This is a genomic window from Actinotignum stranguriae (assembly GCF_051265215.1).
GTDB lineage: Bacteria > Actinomycetota > Actinomycetes > Actinomycetales > Actinomycetaceae > Actinotignum > Actinotignum schaalii_C.
Window position 1 is genome coordinate 42,605 of the sequence record NZ_JBOZCJ010000001.1, and the last position, 13,414, is coordinate 56,018.

General features: G+C 65.6%; 13 protein-coding genes. 2 read left to right on the top strand and 11 right to left on the bottom strand.

The genetic code is table 11. The features are described from left to right. Nucleotides 1–37 precede the first annotated feature (37 nt). The 3 genes from alr to ACRQEG_RS00195 all read right to left on the bottom strand — a co-directional run bounded on the left by alr (nt 38) and on the right by ACRQEG_RS00195 (nt 3,088). Nucleotides 38–1,087 carry an alanine racemase gene (gene alr, locus ACRQEG_RS00185; protein ID WP_435733744.1) on the bottom strand — a complete coding sequence of 350 codons (1,050 nt, stop codon included), beginning with the start codon at nt 1,085–1,087 and terminating at the stop codon, nt 38–40. A 38-nt stretch (nt 1,088–1,125) separates the two neighbouring features. Next, nucleotides 1,126–1,287 (bottom strand): alanine racemase, encoded by a 162-nt coding sequence (locus ACRQEG_RS00190; protein ID WP_435706545.1) that lies wholly within the window; start codon nt 1,285–1,287, stop codon nt 1,126–1,128. 130 nt (nt 1,288–1,417) lie between these two features. Continuing rightward, entirely contained in the window at nt 1,418–3,088 is a 1,671-nt protein-coding gene (locus ACRQEG_RS00195; protein ID WP_101595392.1) for a bifunctional ADP-dependent NAD(P)H-hydrate dehydratase/NAD(P)H-hydrate epimerase, read from the bottom strand. A 131-nt stretch (nt 3,089–3,219) separates the two neighbouring features. Here ACRQEG_RS00195 and coaA point away from each other — a divergent pair, with 131 nt between their 5' ends. Then, nucleotides 3,220–4,260 carry a type I pantothenate kinase gene (coaA, locus tag ACRQEG_RS00200; protein ID WP_101595389.1) on the top strand — a complete coding sequence of 347 codons (1,041 nt, stop codon included), beginning with the start codon at nt 3,220–3,222 and terminating at the stop codon, nt 4,258–4,260. A gap of 111 nt (nt 4,261–4,371) precedes the next feature. Here the strand turns inward: coaA and glmM are convergent, their stop codons facing one another. The 5 genes from glmM to truA all read right to left on the bottom strand — a co-directional run bounded on the left by glmM (nt 4,372) and on the right by truA (nt 10,013). Beyond that, nucleotides 4,372–5,718 carry a phosphoglucosamine mutase gene (gene glmM / locus ACRQEG_RS00205; protein WP_087070546.1) on the bottom strand — a complete coding sequence of 449 codons (1,347 nt, stop codon included), beginning with the start codon at nt 5,716–5,718 and terminating at the stop codon, nt 4,372–4,374. Nucleotides 5,719–6,098: 380 nt separating this feature from the next. Then, on the bottom strand, nt 6,099–6,587 hold the full coding sequence (gene rpsI / locus ACRQEG_RS00210) for a 30S ribosomal protein S9 (protein WP_016443070.1): 489 nt from the start codon (nt 6,585–6,587) through the stop codon (nt 6,099–6,101). Between the two features lie 44 nt (nt 6,588–6,631). Next, nucleotides 6,632–7,075, bottom strand: a complete 444-nt coding sequence (gene rplM / locus ACRQEG_RS00215; RefSeq protein ID WP_087070545.1) for a 50S ribosomal protein L13 — start codon at nt 7,073–7,075, stop codon at nt 6,632–6,634. A 364-nt stretch (nt 7,076–7,439) separates the two neighbouring features. After that, nucleotides 7,440–9,017, bottom strand: coding sequence for an LssY C-terminal domain-containing protein (locus ACRQEG_RS00220; protein ID WP_219619184.1), 1,578 nt, complete (start codon nt 9,015–9,017; stop codon nt 7,440–7,442). A gap of 120 nt (nt 9,018–9,137) precedes the next feature. Next, nucleotides 9,138–10,013, bottom strand: a complete 876-nt coding sequence (truA, locus tag ACRQEG_RS00225; protein ID WP_101595385.1) for a tRNA pseudouridine(38-40) synthase TruA — start codon at nt 10,011–10,013, stop codon at nt 9,138–9,140. 139 nt (nt 10,014–10,152) lie between these two features. On the opposite strand from truA, the gene ACRQEG_RS00230 reads away from it, so the two are divergent. After that, the gene (locus ACRQEG_RS00230; RefSeq protein ID WP_180948666.1) at nt 10,153–11,004 is read left to right on the top strand and encodes an ROK family protein; all 852 of its coding nucleotides are present in this window, start codon (nt 10,153–10,155) and stop codon (nt 11,002–11,004) included. A gap of 171 nt (nt 11,005–11,175) precedes the next feature. Here the strand turns inward: ACRQEG_RS00230 and rplQ are convergent, their stop codons facing one another. The 3 genes from rplQ to rpsK all read right to left on the bottom strand — a co-directional run bounded on the left by rplQ (nt 11,176) and on the right by rpsK (nt 13,395). Beyond that, complete coding sequence (rplQ, locus tag ACRQEG_RS00235) at nt 11,176–11,763, bottom strand: 50S ribosomal protein L17 (RefSeq protein WP_087070544.1); 588 nt, start codon at nt 11,761–11,763, stop codon at nt 11,176–11,178. Between the two features lie 29 nt (nt 11,764–11,792). After that, nucleotides 11,793–12,794, bottom strand: coding sequence for a DNA-directed RNA polymerase subunit alpha (locus ACRQEG_RS00240; protein ID WP_087070543.1), 1,002 nt, complete (start codon nt 12,792–12,794; stop codon nt 11,793–11,795). Between the two features lie 190 nt (nt 12,795–12,984). Beyond that, entirely contained in the window at nt 12,985–13,395 is a 411-nt protein-coding gene (gene rpsK, locus ACRQEG_RS00245; RefSeq protein ID WP_016443077.1) for a 30S ribosomal protein S11, read from the bottom strand. Nucleotides 13,396–13,414: the final 19 nt, after the last annotated feature.

Genomic DNA, 13,414 nt, shown 5'->3' on the forward strand with positions numbered 1-13,414 from the left:
GTCGCTTCGCGGGCGCGGGCGTAGGGCGTGCGGGTGCCTACTTCACGTACAAGCGCGGGACCCGGGCGGCCACGCGGGTAATAATCTCATAAGAAATCGTGCCGCTGGCCAGTGCCCATTGCGCGGCGCTCACTTCCCCGCGGGCCGGGTCGCCGAAGAGCACCACGGGGGTGCCGGCCGGCAGCGGCCCATCCAGGCGCACCACAAACTGATCCATGCACACCCGCCCGGTGATGGGCGCGCGCTGAGCGGCCGGCCCCTCCCCGACCGTCACATAGCCCTTATTGGACAGCGCCCGCGGAACCCCATCGGCATATCCGAGCGGTACGACGCCGAGCACGGCCCCGTCCTCAACAACGGCCGTGTGCCCGTAAGAAACGCCGGCGCGGTGGGAAAGCTGGCGGGTGGTGAGAAGCTCGGATTCCAGGCGCATGGCGGGGCGCAGGCCCAGGTCGGAGGCGAGGGTGCGGCGCGGTTCGGGGCTGAGCCCGTAGAGGATAATGCCGGGGCGCACCATATCGTAGCGGGCTCCCGGGTGCCAGAGCACCCCGCTGGAGGCGGAAAGGTGGGCCAGGCGCGGGGTGAGGCTGGCGCGGGTGGCGAGGCGGCGGGCTTCGTCGAAAACGGCGATTTGGCTGGTGGTGGCATCGCTATCCGGGTCATCCGCGCAGGCCAGGTGGCTCCAGATGCCAACGACTTCGAGGCGCCCGGCCTGTTGGTGTGTGGCGAGGAGTTGTGCGGCCGCGGGGATATCTTCCAGGTTGAAGCCCTCGCGGGTCATGCCGCTATCCACGCTCAGGTGAACCCGGGCGGTGTGGCCGGTAGCCTGAGCGGCCCGCGCCACCGCCTCAATCATCCAGGTATCCCCCACCGAGAGTTCAATCCCCGCTTCGAGTGCTGGGGCGAGATCACTATCGGGGGTGTAAATCCAGGAGAACACCGGGGGCAGGGCCGGGTGGCCGGCTAGTGCTTCACCTTCGGTAGGCTGCTCCCCCCATTCCCGGACCAGCGCGAGCGCTTCGGCAACTTGGGCAACCCCCAGGTAGTCCGCTCCCGCGCGTGCGAATGCGCGCGCGGCGGGCGACATATGGCGGGCGTGCGCGCAAACGGCAGCGATCCCACGGCTCAAGCGGCGGGAAGCAACCCGTGGCCGTAGGCATCACCTTTGATAACCGCCATGATTTTCTGGCCCGTGAGATGGGCCCGTACCCGGGTGAGGTTCTGCTCGAGCGCACCCAGGCTGATGGTAGCTCGGGAGGTGAAAACTGCGGGATCAAGGCTAAACATGGTGTTCTTCCTGTTGAGGCGCGGATAGGAGTGCGGGGCGGGACTGGCGAGCTGCGGCGCGCTGGTCACCTGCGGGCGAGCCGCGCTGCGAGCTGCCGGCCGCGGGCCGCGGCGCGGGCGTGCCTGTATTCTACGCGCCGCCCAGAATCTGGCCGATGACCTCCGGGATGCGCGCGGCGATCTGGGCTGCACTGATAGGCCGGCCCGGCGCGGGCGCGGGCTCCCCGAGCGCGCCCCGCGCCGGCGCGGCGAAAGGTGTTCCGGCCGCGAGCGCGGCAGCGCGGGCATGAACGTGCAGGGCAGCGGCCGCAATACGGGCGGCCGCCCCGGGTGCCAGGCAGGCAGTCGCAGCGGGTGCATCGATTGCGGTGGGCCCGCCCGCGCCATCTGCCGGCTCGGTGAGTTCAGTGTGCCCCGCAACCTCCGTGTGCTCGCCAACCACAGCGTGCTGAGCGAGCATGGCTCCGATGAGCCCGGCCAGCACATCGCCAGCCCCGGCCACGGCGCGCCAGCCCGGCGCCCCGCCCTGGGCGTAGCACTGTCCGCTCGGGCTGGCCACCACATCAACGGATCCCTTGAGCACCACCGTCGCCCCCAACCGGGCCGCCAGAGCCCGCGCGGCCGCCACCGGGCAGGACTCAATCACCGCGCGGCTAAAAGGCCTGCCATCCCCGTCGCGGAGATCCAGTTGCGCGGCGAGTAGGGCGGCTTCCCCGGCGTGCGGGGTGAGCACCACGTGCTCGCCGAACCGCACGCCCGCCCGCGCCGCCATATCGGCGATGGTGGGCAGAGCGCCGGCATCCACAACCACCGGGGACCCGTCTTTAAGCGCGGCGTGCAGGAGGGCCGGTGCTCCCGGAGGATCGCCCGAACCAACCGCGAGGGCCTGGATCCGCCCCGGGGCCGCCACCACTTCCGGATGCGCGGTGATAACCAGCTCCGCGACCTCATTCTCACCGAGGTAACGTACCATCCCGGGTCCCGCCGCGAGAGCGGCCGTCGTCGTTAATAAACCCGCACCCGGGTACTGCACCGAACCGGACACGATCCCCACCACGCCGCGGGTGTATTTGTGGTCGTCCGCGCCGGGGACCTGCCACAGGTCCGCCACATCGGAATCACCCAGGCGCAGCACGGATGGTTCGCCCAGGTGAGGGGCGAAGCCGAGCTCCACCACCTCGATGCGCCCCGCGGCCCGGCGGGCCGGGTCGAGCACCAGCCCGGCCTTGGCTGCTCCCATGGTCACGGTGAGGTGGGCGGAGAGGTAGGGGCCGGGCAGGGCGCCGTCGTCCACCCCGATCCCGGAGGGAGTATCCACCGCGACCACGAGCGGTTCCACCGGGCTGGCCAGACGCTCGGATTCCAGCGCGGCAAGCCACGAAGCCAGCGGTTCGCGCGCCGGCCCACGCGCCCCGATGCCGAGCAGCCCGTCCACCCAGACGGCGCTGCGGCGCGCGAGCTCAACCGCCTGCGCCGCGCTGGCCTCGCGGATGAGGGTGCCGCCGGCGCGCTCCAAAGCCTGCGCCCCCGCGCGGTGATAAGCAGGCAGCGGAAGCGCCGCCACCACGGTGGCCCCGCGCCGCGCCAGATATGCACCGGCGTAGAGGGCGTCCCCGCCGTTATTACCCGCCCCGGCAAAAATCGCGATGCGGGTCCCGCTCACGCGGATGGAGCGACGGCGCAGCTCCCAAATAATCGCATTCGCGAGCGCCCGAGCGGCCCGGGCCATGAGCGGCTCGCCGGCCGCCAACAGGGGTTCTTCCGCGGCTCGCACGGTCGCGGCATCATAGGTACGCAACATACTGGTATGGTAACGCGCGCCCGCGCACCCGGAGCTGGGCCGGCGCGGTCACGAACCGCAAGCGGAGCCGCGCACCTGCGCCGCGATACCCGCGCCCGCGCACCCCGCCGCCCAGCTAGTAGGCTGGCCCCATGGAGTCCAACCGTCACCTCGTCACCTTCACGCACGACGAATGGAGCGCCCTCGCCAAGAACGCGCCCCTCCCCCTCACGCACACGGATGTGCGGCACCTGAAAGCCCTGGGCGACCCGATTGACCTGGCCGAAGCGGATGCTATTTACCGCCCGCTCTCCGCGCTGCTGCAAATGTACGCCCAGGAAATCGGCGATCTGCACCGCAAAACTTCGGATTTTTTGGGTTTGCGCGAACAGCGCACGCCTTTTGTGATCGGTATTGCCGGTTCGGTTGCGGTAGGAAAATCGACGACGGCGCGACTTCTCCAAGAGTTGCTTCGGCGCTGGCCCTACACACCCCGCGTGGACCTGGTGACCACGGATGGCTTCCTCTACCCCAATGCGGTGCTGGAAGAGCGCAGCCTCATGGACCGCAAGGGTTTCCCGGAATCCTATGATCACGCCGCGCTTCTTGATTTTCTGCGGCGGGTCAAATCCGGGGAGGACCGCGTGGAGGTGCCCCGCTACGATCACGTTATTTACGATATTGTGCCCGGTCAGCACCAGGTGGTGGCCCACCCGGATATTCTCATCCTGGAAGGGCTCAATGTGCTCCAGCCGCCACTGCTGGCAGCCGGCTGGCCGAACAGGAATGCCGGGGACGGCACCGCGGCCGGCAAGCGAGCTGATTCGCGGCCCGGCGCCCCCGCGCGCGTGACTCCCACGGATGCCGCTTTCTACACCGGGAACCTCACCGCCGTTTCCGATTTCTTCGACGTCTCGATTTACGTGGACGCTTCCCCGGAAGATCTGGAAACCTGGTATCTCTCGCGTATTTTCAAATTGCGCGACGTCGCTTTTAATCTGCCCGGCGCCTATTTCCACCAATTTGCGGATATGCCGGACGCCGAGCTGCGGGCCCGCTCCCTTGACATCTGGAACGCCATCAACCTGCCCAATTTGCTGGAGAATATTCAGCCCACCCGCGAGCGCGCCGATATTATGCTCTGCAAGGGCGCCGACCACCGGGTCCAGCGCATTCACCTGCGTAAGTTGTAGCCGCCCGGCCCATAGCTAGGCTGCGCCCCGGCCAGCAGCGTAGGCGGGCCGGGGCGCAAGCTACCTGGCGGCGGCGTCGTAAAAAATACTGCGCGGCGCGCACCGCAAAAGTTATAGCGCGAGGTTCGTGGCGACCACGTCCGCGAGTTCGTGCGCCACGGCGTCTGCCTCCTCCTGGGTGGCGGCTTCGACCATGACGCGCACCAGCGGCTCGGTGCCCGAGGGGCGCAGCAGCACCCGGCCGGTCTCCCCTAGGCGCTCCTCGGCCTCGCGGACCGCGCGCTGGACCTGCTCGTTTGTGGAAGCCGCGGCTTTATCCACATTTGGCACGTTGACGAGGATTTGCGGGAGGCGGGTGACCACGCTGGCCAGCTCTTTCAGGCTGCGCCCGGATGCCGCGACCTGCTGGGCGAGGAGCAGGCTGGTGAGGGAGCCGTCACCGGTGGTGGCTTTTTCGAGGGAGATGACGTGGCCGGATTGTTCGCCGCCCAGGCTGTAGCCCCCGCGGCGCATTTCTTCGAGGACGTAGCGGTCCCCGACCCCGGTTTGGATCGTGCGCACGCCGTGCTCCTTCATGGCCAGGAGCAGGCCGAGGTTGGACATGACCGTGACGACGAGGGTGTCTTTCGCGAGTTTGCCGGCGTCTTTGAGGGCGAGGGCGAGGATCGCCATGATTTGATCGCCGTCCACAAGCTCGCCTTCGTGATCGACCGCGAGGCAGCGGTCCGCGTCGCCGTCGAAAGCCACCCCGAAATCGGCGTCGTTATCCACGACCGCGCGCTGGAGGGCTTCCGGGTGGGTGGAGCCGCAGCCGTCGTTAATGTTGTATCCGGAAGGATCGGCGTTAATAACAATAACCTTCGCTCCGGCGCGGCGCAGCGCCTCGGGTGCGATAGCGGAGGTGGCACCGTTCGCGCAATCGGTGACGATGGTCAGGCCGTCCAGCCGGGTGGTGATCGCGGTGGTGAGGTGGTCGAGGTAGAGGCGATCCCCGAATTCCGCGGTATCGCTAATGCGGCCGATGCCGGCGCCGGTGGGGCGGCCCCAGTCCGTGCCGAGGAGTTCTTCGATTTCGTCTTCGAGGCTGTCTTCGAGTTTGAAGCCGCCTTTGGCGAAGAATTTAATGCCGTTGTCCTGCATGGGGTTGTGGGAAGCGGAGATCATGACGCCCAGGTCATAGCCGCCTTCCGCGGTGAGGAAGGCGATGCCGGGGGTGGGAATAACGTCCACGTGTTCCACGTCCACCCCGGCGCCGGCGAGCCCGGCCGCCACCGCCTGGGACAGCATCCCGCCCGAGACGCGCGAATCCTGGCCGATGACCGCGCGCGGGCGGCCTTCCCCGTCGAATTCGCGGGTGAGGACCCGGGCCGCGGCTTCACCCAATTTCACGGCGAGGTCCGCCGTGAGTGCGCGGTTTGCGAGTCCGCGGACGCCGTCTGTTCCAAAAAGTCGTGGCATTACTCAGCCTTTCGCCGGGGCGCGGCCGGTGCCGCACCTATGTGCTTCCCTCTGTTCTACTTCGCCCGCGGGGCCCGGAACCGGGGCGGCTGTGGAGCTTGTTGAAGCTGGCCGGCCTGGTTGGCACCGCGGGTGCGCTGTGTTCTACTGTAACGCGCGCGGCCGGCCGGCGGAAAAAGGAACGCGGGGTGGACGCGGGGTGGCCAAACGGCGCGCGGAGCACAGCGAACCGCGCACCGCGAACAGCAAACAGCGAACGGAGCACAAGCACCCCTCACACAAGCACCTCGAGCACGCCATATACAACAAGGGAGGCCCCGAAGTAGGACCTCCCTTGTAAAAACTGAGCGCTGCGCCGAAGTGGCGCATAACGCCGAAGCTTAACGCTTGGAGAACTGCGAAGCCTTGCGGGCCTTCTTCAGGCCGGCCTTCTTGCGTTCCACCGCGCGAGCATCGCGGGTGAGGTAACCGGCCTTCTTGAGGGCCGGGCGATTCGCTTCGCGGTCAATTTCGTTGAGGGCGCGGGCGATGCCAAGACGCAGCGCACCGGCCTGGCCGGAAATGCCACCGCCGTTGATACGGGCGATAACATCGAAACGGCCTTCGAGATCGAGCAGGGTGAAGGGGGACTTCACGAGCTGCTGATGGATTTTGTTGGGGAAGTAATCGGCCAGGTCGCGGCCGTTCACCTTCCATTCCCCGGAGCCGGGGACGAGCCGGACGCGGGCAACGGCTTCCTTGCGGCGGCCGAGTGCCTGACCCGGGACAGCGGCGGATACACCCTGACCGACCTTGGGGGTTTCGGTCTCTGTGGTGTAGGAGCCGCTGAACTCCTCCTCCACCTGGGTGTCAATTTGAGTTTCTGACATTGATGTAAATCCTGTTCCGAAAAAAGCGGCCGAACGCGACTCGCTTATTGGGCGATCTTCTTCAGCTCGTAAGGTTCGGGCTTCTGAGCTCCGTGCGGATGCTCAGCGCCGGCGAAAACCTTCAGCTTCTTCAGCTGCTGACGGCCGAGAGATGTGTGCGGAAGCATGCCGCGCACCGCCTTAATAACGGCCTGCTCGGGATTCGAGGCAAGGAGTTCGGCGTACGAGGTGGCCTTGAGGCCCCCCGGGTAACCGGAATGCCGGTAAGCCATCTTCTGCGTTGCCTTGCTTCCCGTGAGGGTCACCTTGCTCGCATTCGTGATAATAACGAAATCGCCGGTATCCATGTGAGGAGCAAAATTCGGTTTGTGCTTCCCACGGAGCAGGGCGGCAACCTGAGCTGCCAAACGCCCGAGGACAACATCGGTGGCGTCAATGATGTACCACTTCTTCTCAATGTCGCCGGGCTTAGGAGTGTACGTGCGCACGTGCGTAGCCTTCGTTTCTGATATTGGTTCCGAACATCCGCCGTGGTGGCGGGCGAAACCGTAACGGTCAAAAGTTAGATGTGCCCTTCACAGCGCGCGACGAGTGGGAATAAGCATCGCGCCGATGGTATGGACAACAACGCTCTATCATACCCGTAGCTCCTATGTCGGTCAAAGCTTTGCCGGCGCTGTGAGGTACTCCACCGGCGCTTTAGCGCGGGAAAGTACGACGACGCCGCACCGGCCCGCCGCCTCGCTTTCTTGCGCGCCGCGGCAGTGCGGGTGGGCGCTAGAGAAGCGGGCATGACAGAAACGGGCATGACAGGATCTGGCATGACAGGATCTGGCATTACAGGATCTGGCATTACAGAATCGGGGTGGGCAGGTCCACCACGGGTTCGGCCCGGCCTTCTGTGACCCACAGGCGCACATGCGGCGCGGTGATTGCCAGCACCACCAGCACCGAGATCCCGGCCGGGTACATGGCCGCGGTTTCCCCCGTGGTTGCAAGCAATAGGTAGAGCAGGGCGATACCCGCTTCGCAGGCAAGGAAGAGTACCCAGGCCACTCGGGAATGGTTGGCCACCCCGAACAGGAGCAGCAGCATAACCAGGTAGAGCACCACATCCACCGCGGAAGCCGGAAGCATATCGGTGACCAGCGCGGCGCCCAGCAGCACCGTGATCGCGACAGCGGAAAAGAGCAGGGCCCCGGGCGGGACGCGGTGTTCAGCCGCGATGCGCGCCAGCTCGGTGGCTTTTTCCGCCATGGCACTGGAATTGCGCCACCCGGGTTTGCCAGCCGGGCCGGTTTGCCGGCGCCGGCCCTGGTATCCCGAACCCTGCCGACCCGCGCGCGGATGGCTAGAGCGCCCGCGGCCCGGCTGCGCCGTCGTACCATTACCGGAACCGCGCTCACCGCACGTTCCCTCACCGCATGCTTCCTCACCGCACGTTCCCTCGGCATCGGGGAGGGCCAACTCTAGCTCCTCTTCCAGTTCCAGCCCCTCCTCCAGGCGCGCGGCCGCGCCGGTGACATCGAGGATGGGAAGATCGCCGTCGGTTTGAATCTCATCCCCGCCGCCGTTACGCGAGCTATAGGCGTTGAAATACTGCTCGATCACGCTCACGTGACTATCGGGATCCGCGTAGCGCACCGTATTGATAATGAAATCCCGCTCCGCATCAATATTCGGATCGATTTTGTGGGTGAATTGCCCGGTGAAAATAGACAGACCCACGCTGCGATCAAAGGTTCCGGCGGCGAGCCAGGTGATGCGTTCCCCACCCGGAAGCGTCCAATCCGGCGGGCAGCGCCAGAAGCGCACATGGTGGCGCCGGGCCGCATTGCCATCCACTTCCTGCTGGTAGGCGAATTCTTGTTTCCGGGAAAACAAATACAGATCGGAGACCGGTGCGGAAGGATAGGAGCGGCGCAGTACCGCGGCCACAATTATCCGCCAAGAGGTGCGGAAAGTAATGGGTTCGGCTTCGATCCAGCCGGCGGCCCGCATGGCCGCGTGAATATCCGCCTCGCTGCCCTCCCAGCCGATATTGACCGGGTCCCCGAGGATGCCGTCCGCCGTTTTGGTGCGCCCGAAGAAATAATCCGGCACGTACATGAGCGAAAACAGCTGGTGGAGGCGCGGGAAAGCGAAATACGCCGCGAGCGCCCAAAATACCAGCAGGTGCAGCCACCACAGCGGTTGCCCGGGGAGCCCGCGCAGCAAAAGCAGCACGGCCAGCCAGAAACTATAAATCAGGGCGACGACGACGAACAGCCCCGCCAAGACCGCATACAAAGGGAAGCCGCGCCGCAGCCGCTGCCGGGGCAGGCGGGTATAGGCGGGCGGGCGCGCGGGGACTGGCCAGCGCTGGTCAGCGCTGTGCCGCACCGAGAGCACCGGCGTTGTTTGCCCGACATCGCTTTGTTCCTGAGTCACGCCTCGATTTTACTCGGCGCCTACGACACATTAAATCGGCCTGAATTGACGATGCTCGTCACGTGCGGAGCAGCGGCGGCACGTTTCGCCGCGCCGAGCTTGGGCAATAGTAGCGCCCGGCTAATCCTCGAGCAGGGTGCGGATAGCCCGGGATGCCGCTGCACGCGCGGCCCACTGACTCGGTTCAGGATAATTCACTTTTTCCAGGGTGAGGGGATGGGGCGGGGCCACCACCACCTCGCCGTCGCGGCTCGCTTCGTGCAGGCGCCGGAGTGGCCAGGCGGCGTCGCGCTGCCCCTCGCCCACCCGGAGCAGCGAGCCGACCAGGGTCCGCACCATCGAATGGCAAAAAGCATCGGCCACCGCGTGGATGGTTACCAGCTCGCCTGCTTCAGCCACGTCCAGGGCCAGGAGCTCGCGAACCGTCGTCGCCCCCGGGCGCGGTTTGCAATAGGAGAGGAAATCGTGTTCGCCCAGGAGGGAGGCCGCGGCCTCCCGCATCGCGTTGAGGTCGAGCGGGCCGGCCAGCCAGAGGACGTCGCGTCGTCGTAAGGGATCAAAGTGACCCACCGCAATGCGGTACGTGTATTCGCGCGAAACCGCGGAAAAACGGGCCTCGAAATCGGGGGAGACTTCGCGGGCGCTGTGGAGCACAATATCGGCACTCCCCCGGGGGCCGCCCGCATCGCGCGCGAGCAGGCCCTGCACGCGCCGCACCAGTACCCGGGTCGGGTCATCTTGAGAGCGCCCCGCCGCCGCGGCGAGCGCCCCGCGCGGCACATCCATATGGGCGACCTGCCCGCGGGCATGCACCCCGGCGTCGGTCCGCCCGGCAACGGTGAGGGTGACCGGCACGCGCAACACCGTGGCGAGGGCTTCGGTGAGGGTGCCTTCCACGGTGCGCAGGCCGGGCTGCGCCGCCCAACCGTGAAATTCAGTACCGTCGTAGGAAAGATCAAGCCGAAGCCGAAGGTTTTGCGCTAGCGTGTCACTCATGGATCCAGTTTCCCATGCCGAGCCCTCCGCCCGCATACCCGCGAGCCGCGCGCCAGAAGGCCGCGGGCTCGAGGGGCACGTAGCCGAGGGCCGTGTACTCGAAAATGAGGAGCCGGCGCTCCCACTCGGCACCGCACCGATGTACGCGAGTGCGCCCAGCCCGGAGGACGCCGCGAACGCCACCACCGCGGCCGCTGTTTCCGGACCGCGCACATTCGCGGTTGATTGCGGCGGGGGCGGTATCAAAACGGCGCTGCTGGACGCGGCCGGCACCCAGATCGGACCGGCCCGGCGCACCCCGGTCCGCTACCCCTTCTCCCCCGCGGCCCTGGAACATATCATTGCTGCGGATGCCGCCGCACTGCGCGCCGAGGGCTGCGATTTCGAGCGCCTCACGGTGGGAATGCCGGGGATGCTCCGCCACGGCGTGGTGGTTTATACCCCGCATTACATTCGCCGCGCCGGCCCGCATACCCGCCTCGACCCGGAGATGGAGGTCGCCTGGAACGGCCTGGATATTCGCGCTGCCCTCGCCGCGCGTTTTTCCCGGCCCACCCTGGTGCTCAACGACGCTGAGGTAGCCGCTGCCGCAACCGTGACCGGCCAGGGTCTGGAAGTGGTCCTCACTTTCGGAACCGGACTGGGCAATGCCATTGTTGATAACGGGGTGCTGGCCCCGCACCTGGAGTTTTCACATGCCCCGCTGCGCTGGGGCCTCACCTACGATGATGTGATCGGCGAAATTGAGCGCATCCGCCTGGGCGATGCCGCGTGGAGCCGGCAGGTGGCCCGCGCTATTGAGTCCCTCTACCCGGTAATTCGCTGGGACACCCTCTACCTCGGAGGCGGTAACGCGGCGCGTATCACCGAGAGCGTGCGTGAACGCCTGAGCGGCTCGGTAGTCTTTATTCCGAATGCCGCCGGGATGAGTGGCGGGGTGCGCGCTTGGGATCTGGTGGCCGCCTCCGAGCGGGCTCGTGCGGAACAGTAGCCCCGCTCCCGCAGGCAATAGTAGATCCGCTTCCTGCGGGCAACAGTAGCCCCGCGTCCTGCGGGCAGCGAAAAGGGCTCCGGAAACTCACGTTTCCGAAGCCCTTCTCTCAAGCTTCCCGGCGGTTCGGTTTACTCACGTGACCGAACCAACCGCGGGCGCTTATCTAGCTTACTTAGCTTCTTCGGCCTTCTCGGCTTCCGCAGCTTCGTCCGCGCTGGGAGCCGATTCAGCAGATTCGGCACTTTCCGCCGAAGCGGCGCTTTCAGCAGATTCAGCAGATTCCGCGCTTTCGGCCGACTCAGCGGATTCCGCCGACTCAGCCGACTCGGCTTCTTCCGCGGCAGCGGCACGCTCAGCGGCCTTTTCCGCTTCCTTGACAACCGCCTGCTTCGGGGAAACCTTCTCGGTCACCAGCGAAATAACGGCCATCGGGGTGTTATCACCGCGGCGGTTGCCCACTTTGGTGATGCGGGTGTAGCCACCCTCGCGTTCCGCGAACAGCGGGGCGAGTTCCTCGAAGAGGATGTAGGCGGTTTCACGATCGCCCAGCACCTTGAGGGCCAGGCGGCGATTGTGGGTATCCCCCTTCTTCGCCTTCGTGATGAGCTTTTCGATGTGGGGACGCACCGCGCGAGCCTTCGCTTCGGTGGTCTTGATCGACGTGTGATGAATAAGTTCCTTGCACAGGTTGGCAAGAATCTTGCGCTGGTGGGCGGGGCTACCGCCGAGGCGCGGACCCTTGGTGGGCTTAGGCATTGTCTACTCCTAGTAAATTATGTGGCTGCTCAGGCCTGAGAATCGTCGCTGAACTGCATCCCGAAATCATCGAATCCGCCACCGAGGAAGCTCGATCCGGAATCCTTGAGGCTCAGGTCCATCTTCGCCAGTTCATCCTTGACATCATCGATGGACTTCGCCCCGAAGTTGCGAATATCGAGCAGGTCGGCTTCCGAACGCTGCACCAGTTCCCCAATGGTGTGGATACCTTCGCGCTGCAGGCAGTTCTGGGAACGTGCGGGCAGGTTGAGGATGGTGATCGGACGCTGCAGATCCGAGGAGCGCTGCTCGGTCACCGGTGCCGGACCAATTTCGATGCCTTCGGCTTCGTCATTGAGATCCACGGCCAGGCCGAAGAGCTCCACGAGGGTCTTGCCGGCAGAGGCGAGAGCGTCCCGCGGGGTCGTCGATTCCTTGGTTTCCACATCCACCACGAGGCGATCAAAGTCGGTGCGCTGTTCCACACGGGTGGCTTCCACCTTGTAGGAAACCTTGAGCACCGGCGAGTAGATCGAGTCAATCGGAATGCGGCCGATCTCATCGTTATCGCCCTTGTTGAGAGCCGCGGAAACGTAGCCGCGCCCGCGTTCAACCGTGAGGTCGATTTCGAGCTTGCCCTTGTCATTGAGGGTGGCGATATGCAGATCCTGGTTGAGGATCTCCACGCCCGCCGGCGGGGTGATATCCGCGGCGGTTACTTCGCCCGGGCCGGTCTTCCGCAGGTACATGAGGACCGGTTCGTCGTTATCCGAGGAGACAACAAGTTCCTTGAGGTTGAGGATGATTTCCGCAACATCTTCCTTCACACCGGGAATGGTGGAGAACTCATGGAGCACCCCATCGATGCGAATCGAGGTGACCGCAGCACCGGGAATGGAGGACAGCAGGGTACGGCGCAGGGAATTGCCCAGCGTGTACCCGAATCCGGGTTCGAGCGGTTCGAGGACGAACCGGGACCGGAATTCGGAGATCTTATCTTCACTCAGAACGGGACGTTGTGCAATAAGCACGATTCTTTCCTTTCCGCAAACAACCGCTATATGAGGTTTGCGTAGCCTCGCGAAACTCCGTCTGTCCGCGAGGTTCGGGCGCGGTTTTTCCTGTCAAAGCCCGCGCCCTGGGAGGGGTGCCGCAGCGGCCGGGGCCGCTGCGCGCGGCGTCGTCGTTAAGAACGACGACGCAGTTGCGGCCAAACGCGTATTAGACGCGACGGCGCTTGGGCGGGCGGCACCCGTTGAAGGCCTGCGGAGTCACATCGGAAATGGAGGTGACTTCCAGCCCGGAGGCGGTCAGGGAACGGATCGCGGTTTCGCGCCCGGAACCCGGACCCTTGACGAATACATCAACCTTCTTCATGCCCTGTTCCATGGCCTGGCGCGCGGCGTTTTCCGCGGCGAGCTGCGCGGCGTAGGGAGTCGACTTACGCGAGCCCTTGAAGCCAACCATCCCGGAGGACGCGGAAGCGATCACCGCGCCGGTGGGGTCGGTGATGGACACGATGGTGTTATTGAAGGTGGACTTAATGTGGGCCTGACCCACGGTGACATTACGACGCTGATTGCGACGCGGACGGCGCGCACCGGCGTTAGCAGAACGAGTCTGACGAGCCATAATCTATTTCTCCTGAACT

Excerpts from the sequence above, each read along its gene's own strand:
- alr (WP_435733744.1), bottom strand. The coding sequence starts at position 1,087 with ATGTCGCCCGCCGCGCGCGCATTCGCACGCGCGGGAGCGGACTACCTG.
- ACRQEG_RS00190 (WP_435706545.1), bottom strand. The coding sequence starts at position 1,287 with ATGTTTAGCCTTGATCCCGCAGTTTTCACCTCCCGAGCTACCATCAGC.
- ACRQEG_RS00195 (WP_101595392.1), bottom strand. The coding sequence starts at position 3,088 with ATGTTGCGTACCTATGATGCCGCGACCGTGCGAGCCGCGGAAGAACCC.
- coaA (WP_101595389.1), top strand. The coding sequence starts at position 3,220 with ATGGAGTCCAACCGTCACCTCGTCACCTTCACGCACGACGAATGGAGC.
- glmM (WP_087070546.1), bottom strand. The coding sequence starts at position 5,718 with ATGCCACGACTTTTTGGAACAGACGGCGTCCGCGGACTCGCAAACCGC.
- rpsI (WP_016443070.1), bottom strand. The coding sequence starts at position 6,587 with ATGTCAGAAACTCAAATTGACACCCAGGTGGAGGAGGAGTTCAGCGGC.
- truA (WP_101595385.1), bottom strand. The coding sequence starts at position 10,013 with ATGAGTGACACGCTAGCGCAAAACCTTCGGCTTCGGCTTGATCTTTCC.
- ACRQEG_RS00230 (WP_180948666.1), top strand. The coding sequence starts at position 10,153 with ATGTACGCGAGTGCGCCCAGCCCGGAGGACGCCGCGAACGCCACCACC.
- rplQ (WP_087070544.1), bottom strand. The coding sequence starts at position 11,763 with ATGCCTAAGCCCACCAAGGGTCCGCGCCTCGGCGGTAGCCCCGCCCAC.
- rpsK (WP_016443077.1), bottom strand. The coding sequence starts at position 13,395 with ATGGCTCGTCAGACTCGTTCTGCTAACGCCGGTGCGCGCCGTCCGCGT.